The sequence below is a fragment of the Desemzia sp. C1 genome, from assembly GCF_020882875.1.
GTDB classification, from domain to species: Bacteria; Bacillota; Bacilli; order Lactobacillales; family Carnobacteriaceae; genus Desemzia; species Desemzia incerta.
In genome coordinates this window covers 281641-300400 of record NZ_JAJIZP010000003.1, presented here as the reverse complement: position 1 = coordinate 300400, position 18760 = coordinate 281641, and the positions used below count along the sequence as shown (strand labels likewise).

General features: G+C 37.7%; 16 protein-coding genes. 7 read left to right on the top strand and 9 right to left on the bottom strand.

Annotated features, from left to right (window positions below):
* Positions 1–92: 92 nt before the first annotated feature.
* Positions 93–2504 carry a glycogen/starch/alpha-glucan phosphorylase gene (locus LMF32_RS01855; protein WP_230523660.1) on the top strand — a complete coding sequence of 804 codons (2412 nt, stop codon included), beginning with the start codon at positions 93–95 and terminating at the stop codon, positions 2502–2504.
* 62 nt (positions 2505–2566) lie between these two features.
* On the opposite strand, the gene LMF32_RS01850 is transcribed toward LMF32_RS01855, so the two are convergent.
* From LMF32_RS01850 to LMF32_RS01840, 3 genes are all read right to left on the bottom strand, one after another.
* The gene (locus tag LMF32_RS01850) at positions 2567–3196 is read right to left on the bottom strand and encodes a DsbA family oxidoreductase (protein WP_230523659.1); all 630 of its coding nucleotides are present in this window, start codon (positions 3194–3196) and stop codon (positions 2567–2569) included.
* Between the two features lie 169 nt (positions 3197–3365).
* Positions 3366–4070 carry a hydrolase gene (locus tag LMF32_RS01845; RefSeq protein ID WP_230523658.1) on the bottom strand — a complete coding sequence of 235 codons (705 nt, stop codon included), beginning with the start codon at positions 4068–4070 and terminating at the stop codon, positions 3366–3368.
* 82 nt (positions 4071–4152) lie between these two features.
* A complete protein-coding gene (locus LMF32_RS01840) occupies positions 4153–4545 on the bottom strand; it encodes a DUF4828 domain-containing protein (protein ID WP_188204048.1) in 393 nt (130 codons plus the stop codon).
* 227 nt (positions 4546–4772) lie between these two features.
* Here LMF32_RS01840 and LMF32_RS01835 point away from each other — a divergent pair, with 227 nt between their 5' ends.
* On the top strand, positions 4773–6122 hold the full coding sequence (locus LMF32_RS01835; RefSeq protein ID WP_230523657.1) for an aspartate kinase: 1350 nt from the start codon (positions 4773–4775) through the stop codon (positions 6120–6122).
* 63 nt (positions 6123–6185) lie between these two features.
* Here the strand turns inward: LMF32_RS01835 and LMF32_RS01830 are convergent, their stop codons facing one another.
* Entirely contained in the window at positions 6186–7031 is an 846-nt protein-coding gene (locus tag LMF32_RS01830; RefSeq protein ID WP_230523656.1) for an undecaprenyl-diphosphate phosphatase, read from the bottom strand.
* 226 nt (positions 7032–7257) lie between these two features.
* Between LMF32_RS01830 and LMF32_RS01825 the strand changes: the two genes are divergently transcribed.
* Both LMF32_RS01825 and LMF32_RS01820 read left to right on the top strand, forming a co-directional pair.
* Complete coding sequence (locus LMF32_RS01825) at positions 7258–7761, top strand: hypothetical protein (RefSeq protein WP_230523655.1); 504 nt, start codon at positions 7258–7260, stop codon at positions 7759–7761.
* 21 nt (positions 7762–7782) lie between these two features.
* A complete protein-coding gene (locus tag LMF32_RS01820; protein ID WP_092479384.1) occupies positions 7783–8298 on the top strand; it encodes a PTS glucose transporter subunit IIA in 516 nt (171 codons plus the stop codon).
* Positions 8299–8346: 48 nt separating this feature from the next.
* Here LMF32_RS01820 and LMF32_RS01815 read toward each other — a convergent pair whose 3' ends face one another.
* The 5 genes from LMF32_RS01815 to LMF32_RS01795 form a co-directional block, all read right to left on the bottom strand.
* Entirely contained in the window at positions 8347–8970 is a 624-nt protein-coding gene (locus tag LMF32_RS01815) for a flavin reductase family protein (protein WP_188204051.1), read from the bottom strand.
* Between the two features lie 704 nt (positions 8971–9674).
* The gene (locus tag LMF32_RS01810) at positions 9675–10667 is read right to left on the bottom strand and encodes a ring-cleaving dioxygenase (RefSeq protein ID WP_188204052.1); all 993 of its coding nucleotides are present in this window, start codon (positions 10665–10667) and stop codon (positions 9675–9677) included.
* Position 10668: 1 nt separating this feature from the next.
* The gene (locus tag LMF32_RS01805; RefSeq protein ID WP_188204053.1) at positions 10669–11565 is read right to left on the bottom strand and encodes a VOC family protein; all 897 of its coding nucleotides are present in this window, start codon (positions 11563–11565) and stop codon (positions 10669–10671) included.
* A gap of 181 nt (positions 11566–11746) precedes the next feature.
* Positions 11747–12781, bottom strand: a complete 1035-nt coding sequence (locus LMF32_RS01800) for a lactonase family protein (RefSeq protein ID WP_188204054.1) — start codon at positions 12779–12781, stop codon at positions 11747–11749.
* A gap of 180 nt (positions 12782–12961) precedes the next feature.
* The gene (locus LMF32_RS01795) at positions 12962–15064 is read right to left on the bottom strand and encodes a CDP-glycerol glycerophosphotransferase family protein (RefSeq protein WP_230523654.1); all 2103 of its coding nucleotides are present in this window, start codon (positions 15062–15064) and stop codon (positions 12962–12964) included.
* A 225-nt stretch (positions 15065–15289) separates the two neighbouring features.
* Between LMF32_RS01795 and LMF32_RS01790 the strand changes: the two genes are divergently transcribed.
* From LMF32_RS01790 to ltrA, 3 genes are all read left to right on the top strand, one after another.
* The gene (locus LMF32_RS01790; RefSeq protein ID WP_230523653.1) at positions 15290–15655 is read left to right on the top strand and encodes a PTS glucitol/sorbitol transporter subunit IIA; all 366 of its coding nucleotides are present in this window, start codon (positions 15290–15292) and stop codon (positions 15653–15655) included.
* A 65-nt stretch (positions 15656–15720) separates the two neighbouring features.
* The gene (locus LMF32_RS01785; protein WP_230525058.1) at positions 15721–16908 is read left to right on the top strand and encodes an AI-2E family transporter; all 1188 of its coding nucleotides are present in this window, start codon (positions 15721–15723) and stop codon (positions 16906–16908) included.
* Positions 16909–17468: 560 nt separating this feature from the next.
* Positions 17469–18758: a group II intron reverse transcriptase/maturase gene (gene ltrA / locus LMF32_RS01780; protein WP_230523625.1), complete on the top strand. Its 1290-nt coding sequence runs from the start codon at positions 17469–17471 to the stop codon at positions 18756–18758.
* Positions 18759–18760: the final 2 nt, after the last annotated feature.

Here is an 18760-nt window from a genome sequence, read left to right as displayed (position 1 = left end):
AATGATGGTTAAGCCTCTTGTCTTATCCTCAATGCTAAAAACGTAAACGACTGCAACACAAGTTTCTTTTAACCTTTTAAGGGGGATATCAAATGACATTGCAAGTAGAAGAATTTAAAAAAGATTATGAAAGAGTCGTAAAAGGGATGTACGGCTTAAGTGTGGAAGAAGCTTCTCCGTTCCAGTTGTATAATGCACTTGGAGCTTATGTCAAAAGTTTTGCCGGTGAACATTGGAGTCGAACTAAGACTGAATACGAAAAAAAACAAGTAAAGCAATTGTATTATTTCTCCATGGAATTTTTACCTGGGCGCATGTTGAAAAGCAATTTACTTAATTTAGGGATTTTAGATGTTGTCAGAGAAGGAATAGAAGATATTGGATTAGACTTTCACTCTATCGTACAAGCGGAGGAAGATCCTGCTTTGGGGAATGGCGGTTTAGGTCGTTTGGCTTCTTGCTTTATGGACTCTATCGCTTCTTTGGGTATACCGGGATCTGGAAGTGGGATTCGTTATCGGTATGGGTTATTTCAACAGAGGTTTATCGATGGTCATCAAATAGAAGTTCCAGATAATTGGTTGAGAAATGGAAATGTTTGGGAAGTACGAAAAGAAAACAAGGCTGTCAATGTCCGTTTTGGAGGACAAGTTTATATGGCAGAACAAAAAGGAAGACTTATACCGGTCTATGAAAATACGCGAACAATTTTAGCTGTTCCTTACGATACGGCGATGATTGGTTATCAAAATGAGCTGGTTAATAATTTACGTTTGTGGTCCGCAGAAATTCCGCCAGAAGACTATGTGCATTACTCAAGTATTTCGGCTCAACAAGAAGTTAATCAGTTAACGGAAGTGCTGTATCCTGATGATTCTAATTATGAGGGGCGCATCTTACGTTTGAGACAAGAATACTTCTTATGTTCTGCTGGAATCCAAAGTATTGTTCGCTATTATAAAAAATTACAGCTGCCTCTGACGATGATTGCAGAAAAAGTAGCAATCCATATCAATGATACTCATCCTGCATTATGTATCCCAGAATTTATTCGTATTCTGATTGATGAAGAACAGTTGACCTGGGAACAAGCGTGGGAAAGTTGTAAGAAAGTTATGAGTTATACGAACCATACGATCATGCAAGAAGCGATGGAAAAATGGCCGATTGAGATGCTGAAAGCTGAAGTTCCACGTATTTATCAAATTATTGAAGAAATCAATAGAAGACATATTGAAAAAAAATTACCTCTCTATGGTGAAGAGTTGACTTATCAAACAGCCATCATCAGAGAAGGTGTAGTCAATATGGCGCATATGGCAATTATTGGAAGCCATAGTGTAAATGGTGTTGCTCAATTGCACACTACTATTTTAAAGAATGAAGTTTTAAAGCCTTTTTATGAAATGTATCCGACAAGATTTAATAACAAAACAAACGGGATTACACAACGACGTTGGCTTCAATTAGCTAATGAAGATTTGACGCAGTTTATTGATGAAAAAATTGGAACAGCATGGAAGAAAAAACCTAGTGAACTGACCATATTAAAAGGCTTTGTCAATGATGATGAGACGTTGAAACAGTTGGAAGATGTTAAATTAAGAAATAAAAAACGGTTTGCTCGTTATGTTAAAGAGAAAATGGATATTACCATTGATCCCAATGCCATTTTTGATGTTCAAATCAAACGGTTGCATGCTTATAAACGCCAGTTGCTAAATGCTTTGCATATCATTTCCAGATATTTAGAAATCAAAGAAAACCCAAATGCAGCTATTCAACCACGTGTCTTTATTTTTGGAGCTAAAGCAGCTCCAAGTTATTTGTATGCTAAACAAATCATCAAGTTGATCAATGCAATCGCTGAACTAGTCAATAATGACCCAGATGTTGGAGATAAGTTGAAAGTGGTTTTTGTAGAAAACTATGGTGTGACATTAGCAGAATTGATCATCCCGGCAGCCGATGTCAGTGAGCAGATCTCCTTAGCCAGTAAAGAAGCCTCTGGAACCAGCAATATGAAATTGATGACAAATGGTGCATTAACAGTAGCTACTTTAGATGGTGCTAATGTGGAGATTCGAAATTACGTTGGGGAGGAAAATATTTTCTTATTCGGACTAACTTCTCAAGAAGTATATGAGTACTATGAAAATGGAACATATTCTTCCCGCCAGATATTTGAATCCAATCCAAGACTGATCAAAGTTTTAAATACGTTGATTGATGGAACGATACCAGACATCCAAGAAGAAGGAAGAGTTATTTTTGACTCTTTAGTCCAATACAATGATGAATACTTTGTTTTGAAAGATTTCGAAGAGTATATTTCTGTTCAAAGAGAAGTCGATGAATTGTACCAAGACAAGCAAGCTTGGTATCGAAAATCTTTATGGAATATTGCGAATTCCGGACCATTCTCAGCAGACTTTACCATTATGCGTTACGCGGATGAAATATGGAAAATAGACTCGCAAATGCCTGAAATTGAATTATCTTAACTACACACAAAACCCCGCGCCAGCTCTCAATCAGAGAAATGGATGCGGGGTTTTTAGTAAGATTATTCAGCTTTGGTTTTAATTTCAGTGAGTATTTGTTTGAAGGATTCTACAGGTTGTGCTCCACTGATTCCATATTTGCCATCAATGACAAAGAAAGGAACTCCTTGTACGCCAATTTGTTGTGCGGTTGCGATATCTTCATTCATAGCGTCTAAATAATCTGCTGACTCGATCACTTCTGCAGATTTTTCTTTGTTCAAGCCGATTTTTTCTGCAAGTTCCAATAAAGTGTCATTGTCGTTCAACCATTTCCCACGTATAAAGTAAGCCTCTTTAGCCGCTTCCATAAATTCGTTCCCTTTATTCAGCGTTTTAGCGTATTGGAATAGGCGATGAGGTTTAACGGTATTTCCGTGTTGAACGGTTTCGTAATGGAAATCCAATCCTGCATTGTTTGCCATGCTGGTAACTTGTTGGATCATGGATTCTGCCTGATCAGCACTCATTCCTTTGTTTTCTGCAAAATATTCTTTCATAGCCCCATCGTATTTTTCTGGAGCTGTAGGGTCTAGCTGGAAACTATGGTACTCAATAGTGATGTCTTCCATCCCCTTAGTAGCTTCTTCAATGTGTCTTTTGCCGATATAACAAAACGGACAAACAAAATCTGACCAAATATCTATTTTCATTTGAATTCTCCTTTTTACTTACTTTTTAACAGTATGTTTATCCTACAGGAATTATGTGCTGATTTCAACTATTCTAAAAAAAACAAAATGTCTGCAGGAATCGAAAAAAAAGCGAAGACTCTTTATAAAAGAGTCTTCGCTGAGAAATTAAATGAATAATGTTATAAGATTATTGGTTTTCTTCTTCAATATAGTTATTTTCTTCTTGCTTACGGTATTTATCCATTTTACGTTTGAACAATTCACCGTTAGAAGGAGGACTGTAGGTAATAGCATTGGCTCCGGCTTCAATCGTTTCTAAAATACTTTCCTCAGTAGGACCGCCTGTCGCTATGATAGGAATGTCTGGATGTGTTTTACGAATACTTCTTACGATAGCAGCAGTTTTAGGTCCACCACTCACGTTAAGAATATCTACCCCAGCATCTAATTTCTCTTGAATATCCGTGTATTCAGAGACGATTGTGATGACGATTGGGATATCAATCACATCATTGATTTGCTGAATGGTCTCTAATGGAGTTGGAGCGTTCACGACAACACTAATGGCTCCTAGAGATTCAGCGAACAAACTAATATTTGCTGATCGAATTCCATGTGTGAGGCCTCCACCTACACCAGCAATTACAGGTATGGAAGCTACTGATGAAATAGCTTGGATAATGGCAGGGTGGGGAGTAAAAGGATATACTGCAATAACAGCATCTGCATCAGTATTGCAAATAATAGAAATATCCGTTGTAAAAATAAACGATTTTAATTTTCTCCCATTAATATTGATGCCGCTGCATTTAGTAATAACGGATGGAACGTCTACTGTATCATGTCTTAAATCTGTGATAACAGAAGGAATATTATTTTTATAACGGGCCATAGTGTGTTACCTCCTTTAATCTAATAAGCTCTTTTAAATTAAAACTGATTTTGAAGAAAAGAGCAATAAAAAATTTGCATTTTTATGAAAAAGAAGGCGGATTATTAGACAGTAATGTCAAAGTATATTTTTTATCATCCGCAGAATCGAATAAAGTCAACGTCTCATTATTCACTAAGCGAAACACTAATTCGTATCCGTAATGGTCTATAAAGACGAGCTTTTGTGTATCTAAATGAGCTACAGAGCCATTGACCGGTTTTTTATTGATAAACAAGCGACTTTGGTCGTCAATGATTAACGTTTTATTTTGAGAAGATAGTGAGTCAGCAAAAGACCAGGTACCCACAAAACCTGTGATTAAAGAATCTTCAACAGACGTTGATTTTTGATTTTTTTTCCGCAGCGTTTCACGTGCAATTCCTGCAACAAAAGAAACACCTAATAAATAAGTAAATGCTTTTCGCCGACTCATCAACACAATCCCCTTTAACTGTAATAAATAATTCATTCAATAGTAGAAAGGGTTTGTAGTTTCATGGTACTATGATAAACAAATCCATTTCTCTCATTTACCTGTTTATTATAGTCCTTTTTTTCTGGAATATATAGAGACTTTAGATGTATTTTTAGAGAAAAACACAATCGTAATAGTTTCTTAAACAGTGTGAAATTTAAAAAATAGAAAAAGGTTGTGATAACATGAAGGTCGTTAAATTCGGTGGAAGTTCATTGGCTTCAGCCCAACAAATCAGAAAAGTAGGACAAATCGTTAAAAGTGATACCGAGCGTAAAATCGTCGTCGTATCGGCTCCAGGTAAGAGGTATTCAGAGGACGAGAAAGTCACAGACTTATTAATCTCTCTTGCTGAAAAATCCTTACAGGATCAAGATTATTCATTGGAAATGAACAAAATTGTTCAAAGATACCAAGAAATGGCTGAAGAACTTTCCCTAAATGAAGAAGTGATGGTTGCAATCGAATCTCGTTTAGATCAATTGGCAGCTGGAGACAAGTCTCATCCGGATTATTACATAGATGCATTCAAAGCCAGCGGTGAAGATAACAACGCAAAGTTAGTGGCTGCTTATTTCAATCAAATAGGTATCCCAGCTAGTTATGTTAGTCCTAAAGAAGCGGGTCTATTGGTCACTAACGAGCCTCATAATGCACGCTTATTGCCCGATAGTTATGAAAAACTCATAACATTACGTGAACGGGAAGAAGTCGTTGTTTTTCCAGGATTTTTTGGATATACCCATGAGGGAGACATTTGTACTTTTTCAAGAGGCGGTTCAGATATTACCGGAGCTATCTTAGCTAGCGGTGTAAATGCTGATTTGTATGAAAACTTTACAGATGTAGATGCGATATTTGCAGCGAATCCATCGGTGGTCGAAAACCCGATGGCCATAGCTGAACTGACGTACCGTGAGATGCGTGAATTATCATATGCTGGTTTTTCTGTACTGCATGATGAAGCGTTGGAGCCGGCTTTTAAAAAGGGGATTCCTGTTGTCATTAAAAACACGAATAACCCTAACGCACCGGGCACCACCATTACTAAAGAGCATACTAAAGAACATCCGCCAATTATTGGAATCGCCAGTTCCAGCGGATTTATGAATATATATATTGAAAAATACTTAATGAACAGAGAAATCGGTTTTGGACGTAAAGTACTTCAATTATTAGAAATGTATGGTTTGAGTTATGAACACACACCATCTGGAATTGATAACATGACTTTAGTACTCAGAGAAGAACAAGTGTCACCCAGTATAGAAGAAGCTTTGATCACTGCACTAAAGGAACAACTACAAGTAGAAAATGTAAAAATTGAACGCGATGTAGCCTTGATTATGTTGGTAGGGGAAGGTATGAGAGACCAGATCGGTACGATGGCGACTGCTGCTAAAGCTTTCAAGGATCGAAATATCAATATTGATATGGTCAATCAAGGTGCCTCTGAGAATAGTGTGATGTTCGGTATTCAAAAAAAGGATGAAGATAAAGCAGTTGAATCTCTTTATCATGCTTTTTTCGATTAAAATGAAATCAACATAAAAACGGGCTAAGATTTTTTCTTAGCCCGTTTTTATACGTTTATTCAATTAAGAAAAAAAGATGAAATAAGTTAATACTAAGATTCCCAACACGATTCTATACCAGCCGAAAGCTTTAAAATCGTTGTTCTTAATGTATTTCATTAGGAATTTGATAGCAATGATGGAAACTACAAAAGCTACGATCATACCTGTTAATAGGATAGTAATTTCAGATCCGGTAAAATTGAATCCGAAGTCTTTAAGTTTTAATAAGCTTGCTCCAAACATGATCGGGATCGACATAAAAAATGAGAATTCTGCTGCTACGAAACGAGAAGTTCCTAACAAGATTGCTCCTAAAATTGTAGCTCCTGAACGAGAAGTACCAGGCACTAAAGAAAGAACTTGGAATACACCGATCAAGAAGGCTGTTTTGTAAGTCAAGTCAGCGAATGTTTCAGTAGTCGCTTTGCGGTTCTTATTGCGGTTTTCAATGATGATAAACAAAATCCCATAAACAATCAGCATGATAGCGACCGTTTGGTAATTAAATAAGTGTTCATTTATCCAATCATCTAAAAGCACTCCTGTAACCCCAGCCGGGATCACCCCGATAACGACTTTGTACCAAATAGACATCGTATCTTTTTTCTCTTGTGTTGACTTACTAGGAGCAAAAGGATTCAACTTATTAAAATAAATAAGAACGACAGCCAAGATGGCTCCTAATTGAATAACGACTAAGAACATCTCCATAAATGCTGGAGACACATCTAATTTGATGAATTCATCTACTAAGATCATGTGGCCTGTACTACTGATAGGCAGCCACTCTGTAATACCTTCGACAATGCCTAGGAATACAGCTTTTAAAATTTCAAAAATAATAGTGATCGACTCCTTTCCAGTCAAAAATTTGCATAACAAAAACAAGTATAACGAATTTTGATAAAGGAATCTATAAATTTAGAAAAATAACTCGGTTTATAAAGATACGGTCACAAACAGAAAGGGAAATAATGAAATTTTATCCAGTTGGATTGAATAGAATATTGATAAGAAAACGTTTTTTTGGTATACTATTCTATGTTGAAAGCACTTCAATGGACGATTGATGAAAGATCGGGTGTGTGTAAAGATGTTCGAGACAAAAGAAATTATTCCAGAGAAAAGAAAAAAACGTTTTTACAATATACTAATGGGGTATTGGATCGTAGTGCAGGTATTTTACTTTTTAATGTTTTTCCTCTTAAATGCTGGGGCTGATCAAAGTTTCCAAGAGATACTTAGTGAAAATCTAACAGCTACTATCAATATTCTGGTATTGTCTATGAATCTGATAGGAGCATATATTTTATATGCAACAGAGTTTTCAGAACGAAAAAAGGGCGGAATCTCAGATATCGTACTAAAATTTTCGATTGCGCAGCAATTAATTTTAGGGAATTTTGTAGGCGCGATATTTTCCTTTTTAGCGTTTAACGAATTGGTTGAAAATCCTCTGTTGACAGAAAAAGAGCAATTAACAGAGAAACCGATAAAAGCAAAAAATAAAAAAGGCATAATTATTCTCCAGATTGCATTAATTGTGTTATCATTAGGTATAGCAATTGTTAATTGGCGCATTAGCAATGCAGCATAAAATAAGAAGGTAGGGATTTAGATGGGATTATTCGATTTCTTAAAAGGTAAAGATAAGAATTCATCACAAGAAACAAAAGAGGGGAAAGTTTACTCACCAGTTAATGGTAAATTAGTAGCTATTGACGAAGTAGCTGACCCAGTATTCTCACAAAAAATGATGGGAGACGGATTTGCTGTTATTCCAACGGACGGAGATATTTATTCTCCAGTTGACGGAAAAGTAATGAGTGTTTTTCCTACTAAACATGCTGTAGGAATCGCTATGGACAATGGAGTAGAAGTTTTAGTTCACATGGGATTAGACACTGTAGAACTTGAAGGAAAACCATTTACAACAACGGTAACTGAAGGCCAAGAAGTGACTAAAGATACTAAAATTTCTACTGTAGATCTAGAAGCTTTAGCTGCAGCAGAAAAAGACAATGCTATGGTTGTTGTCTTCACGAACATGGACAAAGTTGGATCATTCGACATGATCGACTCTGGATCAACGGTTACAGCTGCAGGGGATATTGGTTCTGTAACGGCAAAATAACAAATAAAATAACAAAAAAAGAGGTGAAGACTAAAATCTTCGCCTCTTTTATTCTGTTGGTCTTTCTAATTGGAACTCTTCATTTAAAGTAGCATAGTTAGCTCCAGCTAAACGAGCCACAGGATTTAGTTGTTCCGTTAAAATGTATTCTTGAGTACTGTCAAATACCGTTTCGTCGAAATAGAAATCTGTAACACGAAGAATAAACAAGTCTGATACGACTGATCCGTCATCGTCTGTTATAGGTACGTATTGATGCAAGTTTCCTTCAAAGCGGATCTTTGCTTCTTGGATAGCAGGAACGCTGACTGTCTTACTATCTGTTAAAGTCAACTTTGTCCGATCGATTTCACTCTTATCAGGAGGCAAAGGAGCAGAAGTTTGGTTCATGTCTTCTACAACTTCCATATCCACGATATGGATCACGGCTTCTTTTCGATGTAAGATGTTTCTTGCACTGTCTTTGATTTGACCAGACTTTCTCAAAATCGCTACCGTGATCAAAGGCAATTCGTTAGAAGCTGCACTAAAGAAACTGAAAGGGGCAGCATTGACTACAGAACCATCTTTTGACAGAGTAGTTACCCAAGCAATAGGTCGAGGAACGATACTCCCGCTGATCATTTTGTATTGTTGTTGTTTCGTTAAATCATTTGCATTGTAATGGATCATTTAATCACTTCCTTGTTCAATCAGTATACACGTTAAGTTTTAAAAATAGAATCGATTTTCTGTCAGAGCTAAGCGAGGCGCTCCACATGCTTTTAGTTCAGTTGCGAAAGCCAGGGATTTTGGAAAAAAGATGAAAAATCATCGTGGTTGAAAAACACCACAATAATTTTCCCCTATTTTTCCTTCATCTCTTTCAGGCTTTCTCCACATGCTTAGTTCAGTTGCGCTCCCCAGAAATCTCCGCCTAACGCTGTCCAATCCGCACAACCGCTACGCTGGGTTGTTTGCGTTTAGACTTCGTTAGTGCTCAATTTCTCCCGGGGTCGCTCCACATGGTTTAGTTCAGTTGCGTGCCTCAGCTCTTCGGATAAAATCATTTCCATTTTTGAGGATAAAGAGCATCCTCTAAAATGAAAATAGATTTTTCTGTCAGAGCTAAGCGAGGCACTCCACATGTTTTAGTTCAGTTACGGTCGCTTGACTCTTGGTAAAATCATTCTATTTTTTGAGGACAAAGAACATCCTCTAAAAATAGAATCGATTTTCCTTTCGAGTCAGAGCAGCGACCTCCACATGCTCAGTTCAGTTGCACTCCCCAGAAATCTCCGCCTAACGCTGTCCAATCCGCACAACCGCTACGCTGGGTTGTTTGCGTTTAGACTTCGTTAGTGCTCAATTTCTCCCGGGGTCGCTCCACATGCTTTTTAATTAAAGTATTCTTTTTCGTAGGTTTTTGTGCTTCTTACTGTGTCGATTGGGCGGACTAGTTTTTCAATTTCTTCTCTGTTGTTTCTGAATTTTGGAGGTAAGGCTAGTGTTTCACCTAGTATTTCCAAAGATTCTTCGTCGTCTACAAAACCAGGCTCATCAGTAGCTAATTCAAATAAGATACCTGGGTAAATGTTTGTATAAGTCGATTCAAAATAGAAGCGGTCAACGTAGCCGGAGTTTGGTAAATTAAAGCTTTGCATGCGCTCAGTCCATTCGTCTAACATATCGCGATCTTTGACGCGGAAAGCTACATGATGAACACTGCCGTATCCTTGGATAGCTCGAGGTAGGATAGTGCTGGGTTCTACAATAATTTGTGCTCCATTACCGCCGAATTCTCCAACTTCAAACAAATGATATTGCCCTTCTTTGGCGATTTCTTTAAAGAACATCACTTTTTCCAGAACTTCTTTCATGTAGTCAAAATTAGAGACTCTGAAGAAAATAGGTCCTAGACCAGTGATTCCGTACTCATTAGGAACAGGTCCTTTTCTCCAAGGAGTTCCAGAAGGGACACCATGATCATTTTCATCAGAAATCAATTGATATTGTTGACCGTCAAAATCTTCAAACCATAAGACTTTTACTCCGAACATTTCTTTGATTGTTTCATGTTTGATCTCGTAGTGGTCAAATCGTTTGACCCAGTAATCTAAAGCTTCATCACTAGGAACGCGCAATGAAGTACGAGAAATACTGTCTGTACCCTTAGAATCTTTAGGGATACCAGGAAAATCGAAGAATGTCATATCTGTTCCAGGACTTCCTTTTTCATCAGCGAAAAATAAGTGATACGTCTGGATATCATCTTGATTCACTGTTTTTTTCACCAATCTCATTCCCAAGACATTCGTAAAGAAGTCATAATTTTTTTCTGCACTACTTGTAATAGCTGTAACGTGATGTATTCCATCAAATGCTTTCATATTAAAATTCCTCCAATTGAGCTTCTATTTCAGCTCGTTTATTTTCTAAAAATGATGGTAAAGCTAAGGATGTTCCTAACTCTTCAAGGGATTCATCTATTGTAAAACCAGGCCCTTTCGTGGCTATTTCAATACGCAAGCCATTAGGCTCTAATACATATAAACTCTTGAAATAATCTCTGTTGACATACATTTCTATAGGCACATCCATCTCTAAAGCCTTTTGATGTAAGGCCTCTAAACTTTCTATTGAATCTACCGTATAAGCGATATGATCAATACCACCACGACCTAAACGCGTTTTATGTGCGCTGGTCGATTGCTTGACTGTTGTCTCAAATCGACCCAATGGATCTGTTACTTGGTTTCCTGATTTTTGCAGCCCTAGAAATGTTGTCAAAAAGGTTAATGTTGCCTCTGGATCTTTGACAAACAATTCAATTTCACTTAAACGCAGAATTTGCTTATCCTGCGGCACCGAAGAATGATTAGTGCGGCGCTCTAAAGGTAGAATATCATCGGCTTCTTTTAAAGCAAGCAAAAGACCATCTGGATCCGTAAATAAAAGTTTATCTTCGTCAAAAACAGCTGTGACCTGAAAATCACTATTCTCTAGCCGCTTTTTCCAGAACGTCAAACTGCCTTTTGGAACATTCATTGTGACAGTAGAGAAGTAATTGCCTCTTAAATAAGTCTGTCCAGCTTTTTTGAGTTCGAAAAAAGTCAGCTGTGTGCCAGGAGTGGCTTTATAGTCTCCGTAAAATAAGTGTCTTATGGAAGTCTTTTGTTGGTTGACCGTGTTTTTTACAAATCGTAATCCTAATACATCAGTATAGTAATGATGATTGATTTGAGCAGATTTAGTAAAAGCAGATATATGATGAATACCAGTGATCAAATCAAGTCTCCTTTCAAAAAAAAACATTTGTTTAATGAACTGAACTCTGAACCGAGTATAACATACCAATATTTAACTTACAATAAATAAGTTTAAATAGAGATAAACTAATTCGAAGTAAAATAATACAGTCAACAAAATGCAAAAAGCTGATCCTAAAAGGACCAGCTTTTACTAATAATTATGCAAATGTCACGCCAACAACTTCAGGAGCGTAAACATCTTTTTCAAGTAAGGTTAGTTTTCCACTATCACTGTCTCTTTCAAATAACGTCAAGTTATCTGAATCTTGATGCCCAACAACTACAAACTGATTGGTTGGATCTAGGTCAAAATCGCGTGGAGTTTTGCCTTCTGTAGAAACGTATTCTACTACTTCAAGTGTACCATCGGTAGGAGAGACTTTGAAAACAGCTATAGAATCGTGTCCGCGATTAGAAACATATAAAAACTTGCCATCATTAGACATACGAATAGCTGCGCCCCATTTGAATTCTTCTCGATCTTCAGGAATGCTGGAAATAGTTTGAATATGGTCAAAAGAGCCGTTTGAACTGTCATAATTCAGTACAACCACTTCACTGCTCAATTCTCCAAGCACATAAGCTTTAGTACCATCTTTAGAGAAAACTAGGTGACGTGGACCAGTACCAGGTTTTGTGTGATAGCGGCCGACTTCTGTTAAGGTGCCTTGGTCGCTGATTGAATAAGTGTAGACCTCATCTGTTCCTAGATCACACGCAACAGCATATTTTTTATCTGGTGTTAGATCGATAAAATGAGCATGAGGACCGTCTTGGTTTTCGTGAACACCAGAACCTTCATGCTGAACTCTGTCTGCAAGAGATATAGAGCCGTCTTTGGATGTGCTGTAAACAGATAAAGTACCGTTGCCGTAATGTGCAGCGTAAACCAATGAACGTTCTGCATCATATGAAACGTAACAAGGTGATGCAGTGTCGTCAGTTGCAGTTGCTACTCTTTCAAAAGTTCCTTCATCTGCAGTTTTGAACATCCCGATCCCGTTTCCGCCATCTTCTCTCAAGATGCCGTATAAATATGAACGGTCATCCGATAAAGTTAAATAAGTGGGATGACCTGCTTCAGCAACCAGTGTTAAGTCTTCCAAGGTTTTGTTTTCAGTATCTAAAGTGATTTTGTAAATCCCTTTACTATCTCCTTTAGTATAAGTACCCAAATAAATCGTTTCTTTCATTGTTGATCCTCCTCATAAACTTCCTATTTGCACACAAATTCAGTATAGCATAAAACGAAGAAAACGGAATCAAAAAGCCAATGTAGAGATAAGCTCACCCCTTAGTCTCAGTTAAAGGACAGAGAAAAACCGCCAAATAGTTGTCTATTCAGCGGTTTTTATGGATGAGTTTAAGAAAATTTATTGCAAGTATTCGGTCACAGCTTTAAATACACGGTCACAAGATTTTGTATCTGGATAATGCATCAAGGCATCTGCTTTTTGACGGTTTTTTCGAGATTGCTTAAACTGCTGATCAGCAACTTGCTGCATCAAATAGAGTAAACTATTCTGTGAAGTTGCGATTTCTCCAGGCAGCTCATTGAGATACGTATTGCGTAAGGACACAGCTGTTGAGTTTCTTTGGAAACGCAAGTCAGGTTGATAAAATAAGACCGGTACTTGCAAGAAACTCGCGTCAAAAGCGAGAGGATTATGATCGGTAATGAACATTTTGCATGTTCTTAATAATGGTAACGGATCGATTTGTTTTTGAGCCACTACTGTACAACCTAGCTCCTCAAATTTCTCCGCATAATCTTGCATAGAGCGAGGAAGAGCGACAATGGTGGTCAAGTAATGTTCGTTTACTAAGGCTTTGAACTCAGGTTGTTTCACCAAAGAAAGAAAAGCCTCAGCCAATTCATGGACCGCATCCTTTTGATAATACAATCCTTTGCTGCTGTCATGAGGATAAATGACTAAGTTTGAAGCTACTTCTAAAGAATCAGGTTCTTTTAAAAGTTCATCAAAGCGAGGCAAACCAGTCAACCGAATCATTTTTTCAGGATACCCTAAGGTTTGTTGCAAATAACGTTCTTCAGTTTTTGAACTGGCCAGAACTAAATCAGTTTGAAAGTTTTTTGCAGCATATCCCAAAGTGTCGCTGACATTTTCCAATCCTAAAACGTTATTCTGCAAGAAAATCTTTTTAGCACGAATGAGATCTATCTGCATTGGGCTTCTGGATGGGTACAACTCGTAAGGTGTTTCTGTAAAAAACAGCACTTTAGCAGCTAAGAGCGTATCGATGTATCGTTTAGATTTAAATTCCAACAAATGCTCTGAATCATATGCATAGGCCTTAGCGTAGTCTGGAGATTGAGTATCCAAAACGTAATAAACAAGTTGTTCTGGATGCTGTTCTCTAAGGTAGCAGAAAAATGCCCAGCCATTATTATTAGCTTCCATTGGATTTTCGCCGATCACCCAAATGTTTTTCCGCTGGTTAAGAGGCGAACGCAAAATAGATAGTGGGGCAGCCTCTTTATAGTAAGCATAAATCTCTTTTTGATATTTTGTAAATGCGAAAGAAATAGCCTGCTGTGATCCTTTCAAATTTAAACCCAAGACAAAAGAAGATTTCCCATAAGAAAGAACAACATCCTTAAAACAATTTCTTGGCAAACTCAAGCCGTTTGTCGTGACAGGAACACTGATAGGGTTGTATAAGCCGTTTAAATACAATTCAAAATAAACGTCGTAATCTTCGTCAGCTATATTATCAATAAGCATATTGCGGGCAAATCTCTGCACATCTAAAGTGAAGTTGTAATCGTAATGATTTAAATGGGTTTCGGTTTCTTGCTCGTTCAGCATATGGTTTGTGGAGAAAAAGTATTCTTTTCCAGAACGATTAGCAACAAGTGTGATGCCGATTTGATTTAAGGTAAATGCTTTTAAAGATAATTTACCTTTCAAAGAGAATTCACTATTCGACAATTTAAATACATTTAATGTGTGTTCTGAAAAATACTGGCTATTAGGAACAGGCACATTTAAAGCAAGACTAAAGATTTCTTCTTTTTCAGTAAAGTAAGGAATCACAATCTGCTTTTGATAGATTGTCTGGCTTAACCCAAAAGCATCAAACTGGTCAAATAAAGCTAGTGATAAAGGGTAATCTTGTTCAATCCAATCATCATTCTCTTTGACACGTAACGTAAAATAAATGCTGAAAGTTTCTTTAGCAACAACATCAGCGTTTTCATTAAAAAGGTCTTCTAAAGGAAGACGAAAATGATATGTATGTGGTCTCAGTTCAGTGCCTTTATAAATCGTTTTTGTCTCGGCAGTATTATAATGAATATTAAATTGAACAAATTCATAAGTTAATTCATCAGTGAGGGATACAGTAACCTCGTAAGCATCTTCTTCTTTTTGAGCAGAAAAAAAAGGGTGTTTGATTTTTTGAGAAAGCGATGGATTTTGTGCTACATCGTATCCTGTATTTTCTTGAACCATTGTTTTACCTCCAGTTACTCGACTATTGTTCACTTTATCATACCAGTCTGAAGAAACAGTTACAAACAGATTCCAAGAGAATCAGTTAAATTTCTCTTTTTAATTAGAAGAATGTGGACAAAAGGGAGGAGATTTGGCAAAAAGATGAAGCTTCTTTAGTAAAGATGGGAGGAATGTGCTAAAATCAGAGTATAAAAGTAGAAGGAAAGTGAAGGGATAAAATACATGTTGATTACAAAAATAACTGCCATTGGTAATAGTGCGATCAGTAAAAGAGATCCATTGATCATTTTATTTGGAGAACAAGCAACAGAGGAATTGCGTAAGGTATCTGTGATTCAATCAAAAGTGTCTGAGGATGATCTGATTGAGTTGAAAATAGGCGGCACCATTGCGTTTGGAGAGCAAGAATATGAAATATTGGATGTTGGAAGTTTAGCCAATACAAATTTGAATTCCATTGGACACGTGACATTGAATTTCGCTCAACCTCCTGAAGCGAAAGAAGACCGGATTGAAAATGGGGTTTACTTAACACCGTTTGAATTGCCGGAACTGAGCGTGGGATTGGAAATAGCGTATAAAGATTAACCATACGGACTGAGGAGGGAAAAACGGTATTGAAAAATGAGCCGAGTGCAGAAAATAATAAAGCCATGGTCAATTGGTTTAAAAGGTGGTTTTTAAGCAACAAACTAGTGGCCATTTTACTAGTGCTTCTATTGATCTTGATCAATATTTTTGTTTTTAGCAAAGTTTCTTACGTCTTGAATCCTGTAAGAGATTTTTTAGAAATTATCGGGTTGCCGGTTATTTTCTCGGTTATTCTGTATTACTTGTTAAATCCGGTCATTGACTGGATGGAAAATAAAAAGATCCCTCGTATTTATGGTATCACTATAGTATTTTTAATCATTGCTGGACTACTGGTCTGGGGCGTCACTACACTGATTCCTTTAGTTCAAACTCAAATAGCGAGTCTGGTGATGAATTGGCCAACTTATTGGAGCGACATCACCACTCAAATCGAAGGATTAACCCGAAGCGATATTTTTTCTCAAATCCAAGAACAGTTTCAAGAGTTTAATCAAAATCTGATGAACACAGTTTCTGATCAAGCAAATGTTGTACTGGATTCTACATTTTCAGGTATCGGAAGTGTTGTGGGCACGATTACGAGCATCGTGATCGCGCTGATCACAATGCCATTCATTTTATTTTACTTACTAAGAGACGGAAAAAGACTGCCATTGTTTTTCTTATCTTTTGTACCAACGAAGATACGAGCTAAAACGTATCGAGTGATGACAGAAATGAATGCGCAAATCAGTCAATATGTTCGTGGACAATTATTGGTAGCTCTTTTCGTCAGTATTCTATTTTGGAGTGGATTTGGAATTATTGGGGTGGAGTTTGCCGCTACTTTAGGGATTTTAGCTGGATTTTTGAATATTATTCCTTATCTGGGGTCAATATTGGCCACAATTCCAGCCTTGGTAGTCGCTTTAGTCGACTCGCCAAGTATGCTGATCAAAGTGATCATTGTATTTTCAATTGAACAAATCATTGAGGGGCGGGTCATTTCACCTCAGATTCTTGGTTCTAATTTGAAGATGCATCCCATCACGATTATTTTTGTTCTATTGACCGGAGGAAAACTTTTCGGCGTGGTAGGTGTCTTATTTGGAATACCAGGATATGCAATTTTAAAAATCATTGTTGTGCATATTTTTCAATGGTACCAAAGCTATTCGGGTCTATATGAAAATGAAGAGAGTTATCGACCTGAAGACATCATAAGACGGGAAAAACTGCAAATGCAAGAAACGGAAACTTCTGATTGAATCTGTTGATTAAATGAAAAATTAAAAAGATGAAGGCACACAACTCTAAAGGGTTGTGTGCCTTTTTGGTTCGCCCAGCATGGGCGAACTCTAACGGGTGTAAGTCCCGAATGCGACCTGACAGTGGTAAGCATATAGCTGACGGCAAGGGTGTCCACCGTGAGGTGGAATCTGAAGGAAGCCCAAGGCAAAACTCTGGTCTGACGAACAGAAATCACATAAGAGGTGAGTCGAGTGGATAAAGCTGCCAAAGAAGCTAAAGTCCGATAACTGTCCTAACTCGAAGCATAAATGTGGCAGATAGATGGAGTGAAAGAGTTCGCACCTTAACTGGGGAGGTCTCATGACGTTATACCAAATACACTTAGTGATAAGTGCTTGACTCATGAGAAGTCAGCAGAGGTCGTAGTAGTGAAGACAGCTAGTGAAAGCTAGAAAGAGCGAAGGACCGAACAATTTTATCGTTACAAACATCTTTATTGGAGGCCGCCAAAGACTATTGGCTACGACAGCGTAAAAGTAGATAGCTGCCTTACGAGAGCAGAAAAGGAGTAACAAGCATGCAGGAAAACAGGACACTGGATAGAATCCTATCCAGAAATAATTTAAACGAAGCCTTTCGACAAGTGGAACGGAATAAAGGTGCCGCAGGCATTGACGGTATGTCTATCGAAGAGGCTAAAGAATATCTTCGTCAGCACAAAGAAGAGCTTATTCAGACTATTCGTCAACGTCACTATCAACCTAAACCTGTCAGAAGAGTAGAAATACCTAAACCATCGGGTGGGGTCAGACTACTGGGTATACCGACAGTGATTGACCGAGTTATTCAACAAGCGATTGCACAAGTTCTCACACCCATTTTTGACGAACACTTCCACAACAGTAGTTATGGATTCCGTCCAAACCGCAACGCCCATATGGCTATAGCGCAAGGGCTAAGAGATATGAACGAAGGGTATCACTGGATTGTCGACATTGATTTAGAGAAGTTCTTTGACACCGTTAACCATGATCGATTGATGAATCTAGTTTCTCGGAAAATAACCGATGGTGATGTGATATCATTGATTCGGAAATATCTCGTGAGTGGCATTATGGTAAACGGAGAATATGAGGAAAGTCCAGTTGGCACTCCCCAAGGGGGAAACCTCTCGCCATTATTGAGTAATATCCTCTTAAATGAACTCGACCAAGAACTAGAGAGAAGAGGTCTACACTTCGTGCGATACGCAGATGACTGCATTATCCTAGTTAAGAGCGAATTCGCAGCAAGGCGCGTAATGCGTTCGGTTACACGATATATTGAGGAAACTCTGGGTTTAACTGTGAACACGAGTAAATCGAAAATCATTAAACCTAATGACCCAACCTTTAAATTCTTGGGATTTGGATTCTATTGGTCGAAAGCAGATAAAGGCTATCAAGCAAAGCCTCATGCCATATCAATCGAGACGTTTAAATATAAGCTTCATCAGCTAAGCAAGAAAAGCTGGGGCATTGATATGGCTTACCGCATCGTTAAATTGAATCAAGTCATCAGAGGATGGGTGAACTATTTCAAAATAGGAAATATGCACACAAAACTCAAGAAAATAGCGAGTCATCTTCGTTATCGACTGAGGATGTGTATCTGGCACCAATGGAAAACAGCCAAAAATCGAAGAAGAGCCCTCACTAAACTAGGGATGAGCGACTACAACGCCTACATGAATAGCCACAGTTCCAAAGGAACTGCCCGAATAGCCCTGTCCTGGGTTATGACAACCACAGTAACCAATAAGATACTAGCCCTTAAAGGTCTAGTATCTCCAGATAGTTACTATTTAAAACAAAAGCATGTTATATAAAA

What these genes read in the sequence shown, in the direction of transcription:
- LMF32_RS01855 (WP_230523660.1), top strand. Translation starts at nt 93, where the DNA reads ATGACATTGCAAGTAGAAGAATTTAAAAAAGATTATGAAAGAGTCGTA.
- LMF32_RS01850 (WP_230523659.1), bottom strand. Translation starts at nt 3,196, where the DNA reads ATGAAAATAGATATTTGGTCAGATTTTGTTTGTCCGTTTTGTTATATC.
- LMF32_RS01845 (WP_230523658.1), bottom strand. Translation starts at nt 4,070, where the DNA reads ATGGCCCGTTATAAAAATAATATTCCTTCTGTTATCACAGATTTAAGA.
- LMF32_RS01840 (WP_188204048.1), bottom strand. Translation starts at nt 4,545, where the DNA reads ATGAGTCGGCGAAAAGCATTTACTTATTTATTAGGTGTTTCTTTTGTT.
- LMF32_RS01835 (WP_230523657.1), top strand. Translation starts at nt 4,773, where the DNA reads ATGAAGGTCGTTAAATTCGGTGGAAGTTCATTGGCTTCAGCCCAACAA.
- LMF32_RS01825 (WP_230523655.1), top strand. Translation starts at nt 7,258, where the DNA reads ATGTTCGAGACAAAAGAAATTATTCCAGAGAAAAGAAAAAAACGTTTT.
- LMF32_RS01820 (WP_092479384.1), top strand. Translation starts at nt 7,783, where the DNA reads ATGGGATTATTCGATTTCTTAAAAGGTAAAGATAAGAATTCATCACAA.
- LMF32_RS01815 (WP_188204051.1), bottom strand. Translation starts at nt 8,970, where the DNA reads ATGATCCATTACAATGCAAATGATTTAACGAAACAACAACAATACAAA.
- LMF32_RS01810 (WP_188204052.1), bottom strand. Translation starts at nt 10,667, where the DNA reads ATGAAAGCATTTGATGGAATACATCACGTTACAGCTATTACAAGTAGT.
- LMF32_RS01800 (WP_188204054.1), bottom strand. Translation starts at nt 12,781, where the DNA reads ATGAAAGAAACGATTTATTTGGGTACTTATACTAAAGGAGATAGTAAA.
- LMF32_RS01795 (WP_230523654.1), bottom strand. Translation starts at nt 15,064, where the DNA reads ATGGTTCAAGAAAATACAGGATACGATGTAGCACAAAATCCATCGCTT.
- LMF32_RS01790 (WP_230523653.1), top strand. Translation starts at nt 15,290, where the DNA reads ATGTTGATTACAAAAATAACTGCCATTGGTAATAGTGCGATCAGTAAA.
- LMF32_RS01785 (WP_230525058.1), top strand. Translation starts at nt 15,721, where the DNA reads ATGGTCAATTGGTTTAAAAGGTGGTTTTTAAGCAACAAACTAGTGGCC.
- ltrA (WP_230523625.1), top strand. Translation starts at nt 17,469, where the DNA reads ATGCAGGAAAACAGGACACTGGATAGAATCCTATCCAGAAATAATTTA.